Source organism: Nocardiopsis sp. MT53, from assembly GCF_019598965.1.
Classification (GTDB): Bacteria; Actinomycetota; Actinomycetes; order Streptosporangiales; family Streptosporangiaceae; genus Nocardiopsis; species Nocardiopsis changdeensis.
In genome coordinates this window covers 2,466,801-2,482,356 of record NZ_CP080599.1, presented here as the reverse complement: position 1 = coordinate 2,482,356, position 15,556 = coordinate 2,466,801, and the positions used below count along the sequence as shown (strand labels likewise).

Annotated in this window: 8 protein-coding genes; 5 read left to right on the top strand and 3 right to left on the bottom strand. The window is 73.6% G+C overall.

The annotated features are described in order from the left end of the window. The first annotated feature begins 58 nt into the window (after positions 1-58). The 4 genes from K1J57_RS10975 (at position 59) to K1J57_RS10960 (ending at position 7,124) form a co-directional block, all read left to right on the top strand. Positions 59-2,212 (top strand): WD40 repeat domain-containing serine/threonine protein kinase, encoded by a 2,154-nt coding sequence (locus K1J57_RS10975; RefSeq protein WP_220564339.1) that lies wholly within the window; start codon positions 59-61, stop codon positions 2,210-2,212. A 10-nt stretch (positions 2,213-2,222) separates the two neighbouring features. Beyond that, the gene (locus tag K1J57_RS10970) at positions 2,223-4,280 is read left to right on the top strand and encodes a serine/threonine-protein kinase (protein ID WP_220564338.1); all 2,058 of its coding nucleotides are present in this window, start codon (positions 2,223-2,225) and stop codon (positions 4,278-4,280) included. A 47-nt stretch (positions 4,281-4,327) separates the two neighbouring features. Further along, on the top strand, positions 4,328-6,349 hold the full coding sequence (locus K1J57_RS10965) for an acyl-ACP thioesterase (RefSeq protein WP_220564337.1): 2,022 nt from the start codon (positions 4,328-4,330) through the stop codon (positions 6,347-6,349). A gap of 256 nt (positions 6,350-6,605) precedes the next feature. Next, positions 6,606-7,124 (top strand): hypothetical protein, encoded by a 519-nt coding sequence (locus K1J57_RS10960; RefSeq protein ID WP_255646961.1) that lies wholly within the window; start codon positions 6,606-6,608, stop codon positions 7,122-7,124. On the opposite strand, the gene eccD is transcribed toward K1J57_RS10960, so the two are convergent. Then, positions 7,121-8,455, bottom strand: coding sequence for a type VII secretion integral membrane protein EccD (gene eccD, locus K1J57_RS10955; RefSeq protein ID WP_220565454.1), 1,335 nt, complete (start codon positions 8,453-8,455; stop codon positions 7,121-7,123). The genes K1J57_RS10960 and eccD overlap by 4 nt on opposite strands. A gap of 288 nt (positions 8,456-8,743) precedes the next feature. On the opposite strand from eccD, the gene eccCa reads away from it, so the two are divergent. Beyond that, positions 8,744-12,697, top strand: a complete 3,954-nt coding sequence (eccCa, locus tag K1J57_RS10950) for a type VII secretion protein EccCa (RefSeq protein ID WP_255647157.1) — start codon at positions 8,744-8,746, stop codon at positions 12,695-12,697. Positions 12,698-13,033: 336 nt separating this feature from the next. Here eccCa and K1J57_RS10945 read toward each other — a convergent pair whose 3' ends face one another. Together K1J57_RS10945 and K1J57_RS10940 are read right to left on the bottom strand one after the other, a co-directional pair. Then, a complete protein-coding gene (locus K1J57_RS10945; RefSeq protein WP_220564335.1) occupies positions 13,034-14,074 on the bottom strand; it encodes a PQQ-binding-like beta-propeller repeat protein in 1,041 nt (346 codons plus the stop codon). A gap of 275 nt (positions 14,075-14,349) precedes the next feature. After that, on the bottom strand, positions 14,350-14,928 hold the full coding sequence (locus K1J57_RS10940; protein ID WP_220564334.1) for a hypothetical protein: 579 nt from the start codon (positions 14,926-14,928) through the stop codon (positions 14,350-14,352). Between the last annotated feature and the right edge of the window lie 628 nt (positions 14,929-15,556).

The window sequence follows — 15,556 nt, the reverse complement described above, 5'->3', positions numbered from 1 at the left end:
CATTGACGGAGGACCCTCTCCGCCCCCGTACCCCGCACCCGTGAGGAACGTGTCCGCCGTGCGACCACTGTCCCCCGACGATCCGCAGCGCATCGGGCCCCACCGCCTGCTCGCCCGCCTGGGCGAGGGCGGCATGGGCAGGGTCTACCTGGCCCGGACCCCGGACGGCCACCTGTCCGCGCTCAAGGTGGTCCGCGAGGAACTGGCCCACGACCTGCTGTTCCGCAAGCGGTTCTCCCGCGAGGTGCGCACCGCGGGCCGGGTGCGCGGGCCGTTCACCCCCGCCGTGGTGGACGCCGACACCGAGACGGACGTGCCGTGGATGGCCACCGAGTACGTCCCGGGGCCGACCCTCAAGGAGGCGGTGCTGTCCGGCGCGCCGTTCCCCCCGGAGTCGCTGCTGGTCCTCACCCTGGGCCTGGCCCGGGCGCTGGGGACCATCCACGAGGCGGGGCTGATGCACCGCGACCTCAAGCCGAGCAACGTGCTGCTGTCCCCCCGCGGACCGCAGGTGATCGACTTCGGCATCGCCCGCGCGGTGGAGGGCACGGTGCTGACCCGCACCGGGCAGACCTTCGGCACCCCCGCCTACACCTCGCCCGAGCAGGTGGTGGGCGAGGGCGTCTCCCCCAAGAGCGACGTGTTCTCCCTGGCCGGGACGGTGCTGTTCGCGGCGAGCGGCGAGCCGCCCTTCGGCGGGGGCCCGGTCGGCGGGGTGCTGCGGCGCGTGATGACCGGGGTGCCGAACCTGGCGGCCGCCCCGGAGGGGCCGCTGCGCGACATGCTCGCCCGCTGCCTGGCCAAGGACCCGGACGCGCGCCCGGAGGCCGCCGACATCCTCGCCGGGCTGGTGGCGCTGCCGCTGCCCTCCGCCGAGCACGGCTGGCTGCCCTCGCCGGTGACCGAGCAGATCGACCTCCGGAGGGACCGGACCCGGTCCGTGGAGGAGGCCGAGCGCACCACCGAGGAGATGGCGCCGCCCCCTCCGTCCGTGCCCGGGCCGGAGGCGGTCGTGCCCGGACCGGAGGCCGTCGTGCCCGGCGCCGGGACGGGGTCCCCGTCCGGACCCGGCGGCCGGGACCGCACACGCCGCCGCCGGATCACCGCGGTGTCGGCGGCGGCCGCGGCGGCGGTCCTGCTGGGCGGCACCGCGCTGGCCCTGACCCTGCCCGAACGCGGGTCGCCGGCCGGGGAGCCGGGGGCGGACCCCTCCGCCACGGCCGCCGCCGACCCGTCGGGGAGCCCGTCCGCCGAACCCCCGGAGGGCGGGGAGTCCCCGTTGGCCGGCTGGATCTACGACATGGTGTTCTCCGAGGACGGGGACACTCTGTACGTCTTCGGCATCTCCGGGGTCTCGGTCTGGGACTGGCGCGGACAGGAGCTGGTCCGGACCCTGGACTCCCCCGCCCCCGAGGCCGCGGACCTGCGCCCCGACGGCCTGACCGCCGTCGGCTACGGCCTCAACGACGAGTACGTCATGCTGTGGGACGCCGAGACCGGCGAGGAGCTCACCCGGATCGGCTACGACAACCAGGGCCGGGGCTTCTACGACATGCCGGCCTTCACCGCCGACGGGTCCCGGGTGGCCGTGCTGGCCGCGGAGGGCGGGAACCCGGACAACGACCGGCTCATCCAGATCTGGGACGTGGAGACCGGGGACCCCGGCGACCTGGAGATCCCGGTGGACGGGGCGCTCAGCGAACTGGAGTTCGCCGTCGGCGACGCGTACCTGGTGGGCCTCGTCACGGACTGGGGCGACGACCCCTCCGACGTGACCGTCTGGGACGCGGAGACCGGCGAGGTCGTCCACACACTGCCGGGGGAGCAGGGGGTGATCGGCTACGCGGCCCTGTCCCCCGACGGCCGGACCATGGCGGTCCACAACCGGGAGGGGGAGGTCCGGACCGTCGACATCGCCACCGGAGAGGTGCTGCGCACCATGGACGCCCCGTCCGAGGCGCACGACTCCGTCACCGGGCTCGGCTACTCCCACGACGGCGGCCTGCTGTACGGCGCCGCCTTCGGGTGGGCCGAGGACCGGGGCAGCGTCTGGGACGCGGCCACCGGGGAGCTGGTGCGCGACGCCGACGTGTCGGTGTACGCGCCGCTGGCGGCCCATCCCGACGGGGAGCACCTGGCGGTCGTCGCGGACGGCGGGGGCCGGATCCTGATCCTCGACGGCGACTACGCCACCGTCGCCGAGCTGACCTGAGGAGCCCGCCATGCGACCACTGACCCTCGGCGACCCGCGTGCTGTCGGCCCCTACCGGATCCGGGCGCTGCTCGGGGTGGGCGGCATGGGCCGCGTCTACCTGGGCACGGGCCCCGACGGCACCGTCGCCGCCGTCAAGGCGGTGCGCGCCGAGTACGCCTACGACCCCGACTTCCGCGGCCGGTTCGCCCGCGAACTGGACCTGGCCCGCCGCGTGCACGGCCCCTACACCCCCCGGGTGCTGGACGCCGATCCGGCCGGGCAGACGCCGTGGATGGCCACCGAGTACGTCATGGGCCCCTCCCTGCACGACCTGGTGCAGCTCACCGGCCCGCTCACCGAGGAGGCGGTCCGGTTCCTGGGCCGGGGGATCGCCGAGGCGCTGGGCCGGGTGCACGCGGACGGGACGGTGCACCGCGACCTCAAGCCCGGCAACGTGATGGTGTCCGCGTCCGGCCCTCAGGTGATCGACTTCGGCATCGCGGGCGCGCTGGGGGACGCCCACGGCGAGGACGGCCGGATCATCGGCACCCCCGGGTACATGGCGCCGGAGAACGTGCGGAACGAGCCCGGCGGGACCGTGTCCGACGTGTTCGCGCTGGGCGGCGTGCTGGTCTACGCCCTCACCGGCAGCGGCCCCTTCGGCGAGGGCCACCCGTCGGCGGTGCTGTACCGGATCACCCACCACGACCCGGTGCTGACCGGGGTGCCCGACTCCCTGCGGCCGCTGGTCACCGCCTGCCTGGAGAAGGACCCGGCCCGGCGGCCCACCACGGGCGAGGTCCTGGAGGTGCTGGGCGGCCCGGTCCCGCCCGCGGCCTCCGCCGCGGACTGGCTGCCGCCGCCCGCCGCCGCGCTCCTGGAGGCCACGGCCCGCGAGTACCGGGAGGCCGTGGAGTCGTCCGTGTACGCCCACCCGCTGGACAGGAGCGCGCTGGAGCGGACCCGGCGGCGCCGTCGGCGGCTCCTGGCCGCGGGCGCGGCCGCCACCGCGCTGGCCCTGGTCGGCGGGGTCGGCACCTGGGCCACCGTGTCGTCCCCGGGCGAGGACGGGGGGCCCGGAGAGCGCCCCGGCTCCCGCGAGCGGTGCGACCTGGCCGAGCACATCGCCCCCGGGTACGCCGAAGCCGCCCGGGAGCACCCCCGGGCCCCGGGTTCGCAGATGCTCACCCCGGTGTTCTCCCCCGACGGCGACGTCATGGTGGCCGGGGGCGACAGCGGCATCGCCCTGTGGGACTGGCGGGAGAAGACCGAGCTGGGCCTCATCGGCATCGAGACGGACGGCTTCGGGGCGATCCCCGTGGTGTCCCCCGACGGCTGCCGCATCGCGTACGCCGACTCCGACGGTGTCCACGTCATCACGGTCGAGACCGGGGAGCACCGGATCCTCCAGGAGGGCACCGACGTCGAGACGGTGGCGTTCGCCGCCGACGGCGGATCCCTGCTGTACTCGGACTGGCGGTCGGACGCCTCCGTGGTCGAGCTGGACCTGGAGACCGGCGAGGCCACCGGCCTCTACAAGGGGCCGGGCCCCGCCGACGAGATACGGACGACCCCCGACGGCGGACACGTCGTCGGCGTGGACTACAACGGGGTGCTGACCCTGTGGGAGGTCGGCACCCGCGAGGAGGTCCTGAGCCTGGAGGGGGTGCGGTCCACGCTGGGCTCCAACATCGCGTTCTCCGGGTCGGAGATGTTCCACGTCACCCAGGACGGCCGGATCGTCCGCACCTCCCTGCCCGACGGGGAACGGCTCGGGGAGTTCACCGCGGAGGTCCCCGAGGGCGGCTCCCTGAGCGAGGTCGCCGTGAACCCGACGGCCGACCGGCTGTACGCCAACTACAAGGGGTCGGACATCGTCATCACCGAGGACGACCTGCCGCTGTTCGGGACCAAGGTGTGGGAGCTGTCCACCGGGCGGGAGATCACCGAGGACGGCGACGAGGGGTTCATCGAGTGGCTCGCCGTGCACCCCGGCGACGAGGTGCTCGCCGCCGTCCCCATCGACAACGCGCCCGTCTGGGTGATCGACCCCGCCCGCATGAGGCTGATCGACCGCATCGGCTGACCCCCGCCGGCCGCCCCGCCCCGCTCCCGGAGACCCGCTGAAGGACCATGCAGCCCCTGCACCCGCACGACCCGCCCTCCGTCGGCCCCTACCGGCTCCACTCCCGGCTGGGTGAGGACGCCTACGCGCGCGTCTACCTGGCCTCCGCCCCGGGCGGGCCGCCCGCGGCCGTGCGCGTGGTGCGCTCCGAGCACGCCACCGACGCCCGGTTCCGCGCGGTGTTCGGCGAGCTGGTGGAGGCCGGGTACCGGCTGGAGAGCGACCGGGTGTGCACGGTGCTGGCCGCCGACCTGCGCGGCGCGGTGCCGTGGGCGGCGGTGGAGCACCCCTACGGCATGGGGCTCCCCGACCTGGTGGCCGAGGTCGGCCCGCTGTCCACGGACGCCCTGCACGCGCTCGCCCTGCACCTGGCGCTGGCGCTCGACGACGTGCACGCGGCGGGCCGGGCGCACGGGTCGCTGTGGCCGGCCGGGGTGCTGGTCACCACCGAACGGGCCCTGCTGGCCGACCCCGGCCTGGAGTGGGCGGTCGCCGGTGTGGACCTGCGGGCGCCGCACCCCTCGTTCGCCGCCCCCGAGGGCGGGACCGGCCCGGGCACCGACGTGTTCTCGTGGGCGGCCACGGTGTCGTACGCCGCGAGCGGCCTGGAGGGCCCCGCCGGGCTGCCCCGGGTACCGCTGCAACTGCGCGGCCTGGTGGAGGCGTGCCTGCGCAACAGCCCGGTGCTGCGGCCCGGCACCGCCGACCTGGTGCGGATGCTCGGCGGGCCGCGCGCGGCCGACCCCTGGCCGCGGGAGGTGCTGGCGGCGGTGCGCGCCCGGGCCGGGGAGCAGCGGGCGCTGGTCGAGGCCGCCGGGGACGCCCCGCCCGCCGCGGACCCGCGGCCGCGGCCGCGCCCCCGCCCGCGGCGGGCCGTCGCGCTGGCGGCCGGCGCGGTGGCGCTGGCCGCCGTCGCGTCCGCCGGCGTGTGGGCCTGGCAGGGCGCGGGCCGGGAGGAGGAGCCCGCGGCCCCGGTGATGTCCGAGGGCTCCCCCTGTTCGGAGGGGGTCGCCTACCCCGCCCCGGAGGACCGGCTGTCCGGGGAGCGGGCCCCGGCCTGGGCGCTGTCCTTCGACCCCTCCGGGGAGCTGCTGGCGGTGCTCACCACCGAGGGGCTGAGCATCTGGGACTGGGACACCCGGGAGGAGGTGGCCCGGCTGGCCGGGGTGTCCGGGCCGATGGTCCCGGTGTTCTCCCCGACGGGCTGCCTGGTGGCGGCCGGGGTGGAGCGCGAACTCGACGGCGTGGACACGCCGGTGACCATGGCGACCTCGTTCGACCTGCCGTCCGGGACGACCGTCGAGCACCTGGGCCCGCAGCGCGGCCCCAGCGGCCCCGACGGAGTGTGGGTGGACGAGCCGGAGTCGGTCCGGGAGGTCGGGTTCAGCCCCGACGGCTCGCTGATGACGGTCTTCGTCGACGCCCACATGCAGGAGCCCCATGTGGGCCTGGTGGACACCGCCACCGGGGAGCCGGTGGGTCAGGTGGTCGAGGACTCCGTCATCAGGGCGTCCATGCCCGACTCGGAGCGGATCATCACGGCCGACGCCTCGCAGATGACGGTGTGGGACGTGCGCAGCGGCGAGGAGCTGCACACCGTCCGGGACCTGACCGAGCCGGACTTCCTCGTGGTCCCCGGCACCGACGAGGTGGTGTTCGTCTCCGGGGACCGGCTGGTGTGGTGGGACTACGCTCGGCGCCGCGAGGTGCGGTCGTTCACGATGGACGGGTTCGCCGACGCCGGGACGAGGGCCGAGCTGGGGCACCTGGGGTTCTCCCCCGACGGGGAGCGGCTCTACGCGGACTGGTACGTCTTCACCGGGGCGGAGGGGGACCAGACCGCCGAGCACACCTCGTACGTGTGGGACGTCCGCAGCGGCGAGGACCTGCTGGCCGGCGCCGAGGAGCCGCTCCGGTTCCGGCGCGCGGCGGAGCACCCGGACGGGGAGGCCCTGGTGGTCATCACCCCCGAGGACCGGGTGGTCCCGGTGGACCCGGACACCTTCGAGCCCGGGGAGCCGCTCTTCTGACCGGGGCCCGGCGGGCCGGTGGCGGGGGTCCGGGCGCGGCGGACCGGGCGTGGCGGGCCCGTGGTGGGGGTCCGGACGCAGCGGACCGGGCGTGGCGGGCCCGTGGTGGGGGTCCGGACGCAGCGGACCGGGCATGGCGGCCGGAAGCGGCGGGCCCGGGTGGCCGGAACGCGCCAGGGGCCGGGGATTCCGCCCGGCGCGGCGATGGGCGTTATAGCGTGAAAGACCGCTTTCACTCCCGGGGGGACGAACGAACATGTCGGAATCCGCAGCGGCGCGCCGTGCCGCACGCCACCCGGCCGTGGCCGCCCTGTCCGGCCTGATCGAGCGCACCGGCGGCTCGGCGCGCGTCGAGACCGTGTTCGGCGCGCCGGTCTCCGACGGGGCGACGACGGTCGTCCCGGTGGCCCGGGTGGCGTCGCTGACGCTCATGGGCGGCGGCTCGGGGCGGTTCCTGGCCACCGGGGGCGACGGCGCGGGCGGGGTCGGCGCCGTGCGGGCACGCCCGGCCGGGTTCCTGGTGCTGGACGGCTCCGGCGCCCGCTACGAAGGGATCCGGCAGCCGGTGACGGCGCTGGTCCTGCCGCTGGCGGTGATCGGCGCGGTGGTGGCCACCCGCATCGTCGGGGTGTCCCTGCGCGAGGTGCGGCGGCGCCGCCGGCTCGCCGCCCTCACCGAGGGCGCCGCCGCGGGGGCGGCCGCCCCGGAGCACGGGGAGGGGCCCCCGGCCCCGGACCGGTCCGAAGCGGCGGCACCGCACCGGGCCACGGACTAGCCGGTCATACGGGCGACCAGGCCGAACAGCCCCATCGCCCAGGCGAAGACCCCGGACATCGCGATGACCACCAGGATCTCCGTCCAGTTCAGGAGGCGGCGCAGCGACGCGCGCGGCACGTCGGTCAGGCGCACCCAGCTCAGCGAGGCCAGGACCACGCCCGCGAGCAGCGCGGCCCCCGGCAGCCAGGCGGCGAGGAACCCGTACTCCCCGGCCGCCGCGAACCCGGTCGCGCCGAACCCGACCAGGCCGGCCAGGCGCAGCGGCAGCACGTGCCGGATCCGGTCGAACAGGCGCGAGCGTAGCACCAGCAGCGTCGACAGCAGACCGCACAGCAGCAGGTCCGGCAGCCCCTCGGCGAGCACCCCGAGCAGGACCACGACGGCGCCCCCCGACACCGCCGCGCCCGTCACGATGCCCAGCAGCAGCCGGTCGCTGTTGGTGAAGGTGTCCTCGAACCGCTCGGTGGCGACCTGCCCCGAACGGCCCACCTCGTAGTCGAGCCCCGACAGCCCGCCCATCACCATCGCCACCCGCGGCAGCACGCCCACGCACAGCGCCAGCAGGATCCCCATCGACCGCGCCCCGTACACGGGCGACACGAAGATGCCCACCACGACCAGCACCGCGGCCGCCAGCGCCACGACGCCCAGTCCGGCGATGTAGGGCAGGCCCGTCTCGTGCAGCGCCCAGCCCACCGCCGCCACCAGCAGCGCGCCGACCAGCGCGAACGCCAGTGTCACCAGGGGCTCGGAGCGGGTGACCAGCCCGGCGGCGGTCGCCGCCGCCACCCCGCCCCACACGCAGGAGGCGGCGAGCAGCACGTGCGCGACGGCGGGCAGCGGCCGCCGGGCGGCCATCACCATCGCGCCGATCGCGAACAGGGTGCCCAGCACCGCCACGGCCAGGTGCCAGGGCGACGGGTACAGGCGCATCGCCGGCCCGAGCACCGCCAGCGGCCCGATCACGGCGGCCAGCAGGCCGAACGCGAAGGTCGTGGTGGGGTTCCAGATCCGCGCCGTCGCGTCGATCCTGTCCTCGACCGCCCCGCGCACGTCGTCCACGTGCGCGGGTCTCCCCAGGGCGGTGCGCCGTTCCAGCAGCAGCACGTCGCCGTCGTGCACCCCGGCCCCCTCCAGGGGCTCGTCCGGGTGGACGGGGGCGCCGTCGACGGTGGTGAGCGTCCAGGCCGCGGGTTCCAGTGACCCGTCGTCGGGGGCGCAGACCTCGACGATGCGCGGCATCAACGCGGCCACGGGCACCGTCCCGGGCAGGGCCAGATCCGCCCAGCGTTCCGGACCGGTGACGGTCACCCGGCAGTATCCACTCACACCCATCGTTCCTTCGTCGTCTCGGCTCGGACGCCTTGTGCGGCGCCATGACCGGTCGGGGGCTGGACTGAAGTGAAATTAGGCGATTCGCGGCGTTCGCGAGATCATGCCTAGCGTAGTCACCCAGACACCAGCCCCCTGTAGGTGGACGGAAGAGAGGTGCCCGTGGCGACGAGGACGGTCCCCCGGCCTGCCCGCAGCGTTCCCCCCGCCCCCGGGACGTCCCCGCTGGTCATCGCAGCCCCTCCGCAGATGCCCGAGAACGCGCCCGCGTCGAGTTCCGGTGCCATGATCATCATGCCGATCATCACCGGTTCGGGGTCGCTGCTGATGTCGATCACCATGGGCCACCGCCCGCTGATGGCCGTCGCCGGGGTCATGATCATGCTCGCCAGCGTGGTCGTGGGCATCATCATGTTCGTCGCCCAGCACAACGGCCCCCGCAAGCGCATCCGCGAGCAGCGCGAACGCTACCTCGACTACCTGGACCAGCTGCGCGAGATCGTCCGGGACGTCGCCTCGACCCAGCGGGCCGACAACGCGTTCCGCCACCCCGCCCCCGACCTGCTCACCGAGCCGGCGCGGTCGCGCGCCCGGCGCTGGGAGCGGCGCGCCACCGACCCCGACTTCCTCGACGCGCGCCTGGGCACGGGCACCCGGCCGCTGGCCCGGCGGCTCAAGCTGAAGGTCGACACCTCCTCCCCGCTCATCGTCTACGACCCCGTCTGCCAGGGCGCCGCCGACCAGCTCATCGACCTCTACGCGGACGTGCCCGAGATGCCGCTGGTGCTGCCGCTGCGCGAGTACGGCGTGGTCTCGGTGATCGGCGACCGGGCCGCCGGGCGCTCCCTGGTCCGGGCGCTCGTCGCCCAGCTCGCGGTGTTCCACTCCCCGCACGACCTGCGGGTGGGCGTGGTCCGCGACCAGCGGCTGCGCGACCGGTGGGAGTGGCTCAAGTGGCTGCCGCACAACACGTTCGAGGACGCCAAGGACGGGCCCATGCCCGCCCGGTTCGTCGCCGGGAACACGGTGCAGGCCGCCGAACTCCTCGCCGACGAGATCGAACGCCGCACCGTTGACCTGCAACGGCGGCGCGGCCGCCCGCCGGGCCCGGGCACGCAGCGGCTGGTGGTGGTCCTCGACGGCGAGCACCAGTCCACCCTGTCCGGGCTGGCCGCCGAACCCCCGGTGGCCTCCCTGGCCGACCTGGGCATCCACGTCATCGCCCTGGTCTCCGACAAGCGCGAGGAGCCCGAGGCGGTCGACCTGCGCCTGCGCATCGACGCCGACGGAATCCTCACCCAGGACGGCGACGGGCTCGCCACCGAGGACGGGGTCCCCCTCCACCCGCCCCTGGAGGGCAGGGCGGACCGGGCCGGCGTCGCCCACCTCACCACCCTGTCCCGCCTCCTGGCGCCCTACGGCATCGCCGCCTCCGACGGCGACGACGCCATGCACTCCACCGTCGGCCTGCCCGAGATCCTCGGTGTCCCCGACGTCGCCCACCTCGACACCCGCCGCACCTGGGCGCGCCGCAGCACCGGCGACTACCTGCGGGTGCCCATCGGGATCGGGCCCGGCGGCAACACGGTGCTGCTGGACCTGAAGGAGGCGGCGTTCGGCGGCATGGGCCCGCACGGGCTGGTGGTCGGCGCCACCGGCTCCGGCAAGTCCGAGATGCTGCGGACCATGGTGGCGTCGCTGGTCATCAACCATTCGCCGGAGAACCTGGCACTGCTGCTGGTGGACTTCAAGGGCGGCGCGACCTTCGCCGACACCGACCGGCTGCCGCACAGCTCCGGGCTCATCACCAACCTGGCCGACGACGACTCGCTGGTGGCCCGGTTCCGCGAGGCCACCTTCGGCGAGCTGGTGCGCCGCCAGCAGATCCTCAAGGACGCCGGGAACCTGCCCAACCTGCACGCCTACGAGGCGGCCAGGGAGAACGACCCCTCACTGGAGCCGCTGCCGCACCTGCTCATCATCATCGACGAGTTCTCCGAGCTGCTCACCGCCCACCCGGACTTCGCCGAGCTGTTCGTGGCCATCGGGCGCATCGGCCGGTCGATCGGCGTACACCTGCTGCTGGCCACCCAGCGCCTGGAGTCCGGGAAGATCAAGGGGCTGGAGTCGCACCTGTCCTACCGGATCGGCCTGCGCACGTTCTCCGAGGCGGAGAGCCGCGAGGCGATCGGTGTGGGCGACGCCTACCACCTGCCGCCCGAGCCCGGCTCCGGGTACCTGAAGGTGGACACCTCGGTGTTCGAGCGGTTCAAGGCCGCCATGGTGTCGGGGCCCTACGAGCCGCCCGCGCAGGAGGAGAAGGACGAGCACGAGCCGGTGCTGCCGCTGCTGTCCTACAACGGCCTAGACAAGGTCACCGGCGCCGGGTCCCTGGTGGACTCCCTGATCGGCTCGCTCAAGGGCCGCCAGGAGGCGCCCAAGGCGGAGAAGCGGACCATCCTCCAGGTCATCGTGGACCGGCTGGTCGCCTCCGGGGCGGCGCCGGTGCGGCCGGTGTGGCTGCCGCCGCTGCCCGAGCTGCTCACCCTCGACACCGTGCTCGCCGAACTGGGCGAGGGCGGCGAGAACGGTGCGGACGGCGTGGAGGGCGCGGACGGCGGAAGCAGGGTCCCGGCGGGGCCGGGCGCCGAGCCGCCGGCCGAGGAGATGCGCGCCGTGTTCGGGCTCACCGACATCCCGCGCGAGCAGCGCACCGTGCCCGCGGAGCTGGACTTCACCGGCGGCGAGGGCAACGTGGTGATCCTGGGCGGCCCCCAGTCCGGCAAGTCGACGATGCTGCGCACCCTGGTCGCCTCCCTCGCCTGGCGGTACCCGCCGGGCCGGGTCGTCGTGTACGCCATCGACTTCGGCGGCGGCGGGCTCCAGTCGCTCGACGGGCTGCCGCACGTGGCGGGCGTGGCCGGGCGCTCCGACCCCGAGAAGGTGCAGCGGGTGCTGGTGGACGTGCGCGCCCAGCTCGACCGGCGCCAGCGGGCGTTCCGCAAGTACAAGCTGGACTCCCCCGCGGCGCTGCGCCGGGCGCGCGCCGAGGGGAAGGTGCCCGAGAGCGTCTCGGGCGACGTGTTCCTGATGATCGACGGCTGGTCGTCGGTCCGGGACACCTTCGACGAGGCCGACGAGTTCCTCATGGACATCGCCACCCGGGGCCCCTCCCTGGGCGTGCACACCGTCCTCACCGGGGCCGCGTCCTCCCAGGTGCGGTCCCGGCTCCAGGCGCTCTTCGGCGGCCGGTTCGAGCTGCGGCTCAGCGACCCCATGGACTCGGGGATCGGCCGCAAGGTCGCCGACGAGGTCCCCAAGGACACCCCGGGCCGCGGCCTGACCGCCGCCGAGCACCACACCCACGTGGCGCTGCCCCGGGTGGACGGGTCGGCGACCGACGCCGACCTGTCCGAGGGGCTGGCCGACCTCATCGCCCGCGTCGGCGAGCGCTGGCCCCAGGGCGCGGTGCAGGGCGTCAAGACCCTGCCCGCCCGGGTGGAGCTGGACGACCTGCTCAAGGGCCGCCGCGCACCCCGGGGCCGCCGCCTGGAGCTGGTGCTGGGCATGGCCGAGAGCACCCTGGCCCCGGCCACCACCGACCTCACCCGCGACCCGCACCTGGTGGTGTTCGGCGACCCGCAGAGCGGCAAGAGCGCCCTGCTGCGCGGGCTGGTCAAGCAGATCATGCGGCGGCCGGCCAAGGAGATCGGCATCGTCATGGTGGACTTCCGGCGCAGCCACCTGGAGCTGGTGCCGGAGGAGTACCTGCTGGCGTACTGCACCACCACCGAGCAGACGAACGCGGTCGCCAGGAACCTCGCCGGGTCGCTCAAGGAGCGCCTGCCCGGCCCGGACGTCACCCCCAAGCAGCTGCGCGAGCGCAGCTGGTGGAAGGGCCTGGACCTGTACGTCGTCGTGGACGACATGGACATGACGGGGTCGCGGGCCAACCCGCTGGCGCCACTGGCCCCGTTCATCCCCCAGGGCGCCGACCTCGGCCTGCACGTCATCGCGGCCCGCCGCACCGGCGGCGCGGCCCGCGCCCTGTTCGAACCGGTGCTCCAGGCGCTCAACGACATGGCCAGCCCGGGCGTGCTGTTCTCCGGCGACCGCATGGAGGGCCGCCTCTCCAACGGCACCGCCTCCCGCCAGCTCCCCCCGGGCCGCGCCCTGCTGGCCCGCCGCGGCCAGCGCCCGGACCTCCTCCAGGTCGGCTGGAGCGAACCCCCGGCCTGACCCCGCGCGGGGAGGCCCCGCCTCCCCGCGCCCACCTGGCCGGAACCGGCCACGGTTCCGGTCCGTCCGTCCCCGCAGGCCGGCATCCGGTGGCGTCCTCCCCCGCGGCCTCCCCGGTTCCGAAGGGCTCTCAGGCCTTACCGGAACGGCCCCGGCGCAGCCGTGGCCGGGACCGCGCTACGGCACGCCGGACCGCCCTGTCCGTCCGCGTGAAGAGGTAGGGGCCATCGCGTACCCGCACGCGCGTGAGGCACGGGGTCGTCCGCCTCCCCACCTCAGGCGACGGCCCGTTCCCGTCCGCGGGCTCCACCGGAACCAGAGCCGTTCCGAACCGCGTCATTGGAGGGCGACGATGTGCTCGATCGCGTCGTCCCCCGTCGACGAGTCGACCGACGGGTACAGGAGCACGGCACCCGGCACCCTGAGCAGACGGCCCGGCTCACCCCTGTCCGCGGACTCCACGACCAGACCGGTCTCCACAAGAGTGCCGTCCCCGCCCTGCCAAGGCGTGACCTCGACATCGATCGTGTCGCCGTCCGGGCCGCGCTCCACGCGAAGCCCCAGCAGGTCCTCGTCCACGACCGCCACGACATCCCCGGGATCGGTGGGAATCGCGTGGAGAACCTGGCCGTCGAACCCCCGGAGCTCGAACACAGGCTCCTCGATCGTTCCCATGCGGGCCAGGTAGGCCTCCGCGGTCACATCGAGAACGTGCCCGGGAACCTCCTCAAGGAGATCGCCTGTGGCCGTGTCGAACAGCAGTTGTTCCGGAACCCCCGGCAGCTTCACCACCAGCGTGTCCCCGTACCGGGTCAGTCGGCTCTCCGGAAAGTAACCCTGGGTGTCGTCCACTGAGACCTCGTAGCGCCACAGTTCCCGCCCGCTGCCGGGGTCCAGGGCTGCGAGGAGGTGGGTGGCCTGCTGTCCGGCCGAGTACATGGCCTCCTCTGACACATCGTCGGCGCAGTAGGCCAAAAGCACGACCGCGTCAACGTGGTAAGTGCCCCGGACCTGCCGGGAGGGCCCCTCGGAACACGTCACGGGTTCCTCCTGGCGCCACGCGGTCCGTCCGTCGTCCAGACCGGCGGCCTCCACGGAAAAGCCGTCCTCGTCGTAGTGGCGACGGATCTGGAGTTCCGCACCCGGCAAGCGAGAATCCCCGTCCCAGTGGGCGTCCTCCAACACGATCGAGCCGGTCGAGGTGTCGAGTAGGACCGCGACGGATTCCCCCTCGCCATCGGTGTAGCGCACGGCCGCTCGAGTGCCGTCGGAGGAGATCTCGGTGTGAACCTCATCGACGCCGGGGACCGTATAGGTCCACACTTCCTCACCGGTATCGCCCCGAAGTCCGACGAATCCGCTGTCGAGTTCCACCACGGCCCCGACAGGAGTCGAATGGACGTCACGGGCCCGAGCACCCTCGGGCGGTTCCCACTCCCAGCCGACCCCGGAGACCGAAGTGACCGGATCCGGAGCCTGGAAGGCCTCGTCACCGGTGCGGTGCAGCGGCCGTGAGGCCTCCTCGTGAACTCCACAGGCCGTGGTCAAAAGCGCGAGAACGATCCCCGCCGCCCACGCTTCACTTCGCAAGAACATTCGGTAGCACATGGCATTCCTACATCCATTCTCGGGAGAACACGGTTCAGCGGGCTTCACAAGCGCCCGTCACCGCAGTCGACGTAGTCGGCGATGCTCTCGCGATACTCCTCCTGCGAATCGAAGGTGTCCACGAACCGGTCCTTGTAATCATCAACGAAGACTTCACCGGATACTTCGTCTCCGCACCAGCCCACGATGTTCTCACGCAGGAGGCGGTCAAGGGTGTCATCGATCAGGTTCAGGTCGTATGCGAACTCTTCCCAGGGAGCCCAACCGTCCTCGGGATCCTGCTCCACCCGAAAGCCTTCCTCCGTAGATACAAGAATCCCGTTCTCCACCAGAGCCTCGATGCCCTCTTCACCGGCTCCGGACAGAGCCTCTTCTGATCCGTACTCCTCCACCATCCGGTCCAGGACCGCGATCCGCGCTGTCCGGGTCACCCACTCGGCATCATGCCACTCGTGCCATGGAGTCGGCTCCGGCTCCGCTTCAGGTCCGGAACCGATCGAACACCCGGCCACCCCGAACAGGAAGACCGAAAACCCAAGGGACAGAAACCGGGTTTTCAACAGAGCAATCGGACAACCCTCCGGACCACCCTCCCCCTCCAAAGAAATACGCATACCGATCACGCCTTTCGATGAAAGCCGTCACATACCACTCGACATCCCCGTCCGCATCACTAGAAACATCGAAACAAAGAATTCTTCCAAGATCGCCACCCCCAGAAGGAAGCACCCTCAAGCAGTCTCGAATTCCACCCCGAAAATAGTCGATGACTTCAATGCATGAACCTCTCTCCTTGATCGTTCCGGACGACACTTCGCTCGGAAAGTCCGGACACGACCCTCTCTCAACAGATTCGACAATAGATACCGCGCCACCCTCCGCCCTGTCCCCGCCCCACGGACGGACCGGGCCCCATTGACCCGGGACGGACTGCCGCCGGGCTGCGGCGGTCGGCACATCCGGGCATCCACGGTCGACGCGAAGGCCGCTTCGGAACCCCTCGGTCCGCCATCCCAGTCGACCGCCGTCGATGCGCGGCGATGAACAGCAGTGAGAGGCCGCCTGACGGGGTGCCGGGAGCGCTCTGGCGGCCGCAGGGGGCGGCCGTTCCGAGAGGAGCAGCGGTTGGTGTCGACCCGATGGACGGGCCCGTGGAACGCCTCGACTGAAAGTCCCAGGACTCCGCCCCGGGCAGGGGACACCGCCGCCGCCAGCGTGGCCGGAACCGGCCATCGGAGCGCACCGGGACCG

Bases quoted from the DNA above. Each gene is read 5' to 3' on its own strand.
- K1J57_RS10970 (WP_220564338.1), top strand. From the start codon at position 2,223: ATGCGACCACTGACCCTCGGCGACCCGCGTGCTGTCGGCCCCTACCGG.
- K1J57_RS10965 (WP_220564337.1), top strand. From the start codon at position 4,328: ATGCAGCCCCTGCACCCGCACGACCCGCCCTCCGTCGGCCCCTACCGG.
- K1J57_RS10960 (WP_255646961.1), top strand. From the start codon at position 6,606: ATGTCGGAATCCGCAGCGGCGCGCCGTGCCGCACGCCACCCGGCCGTG.
- eccCa (WP_255647157.1), top strand. From the start codon at position 8,744: ATGATCATCATGCCGATCATCACCGGTTCGGGGTCGCTGCTGATGTCG.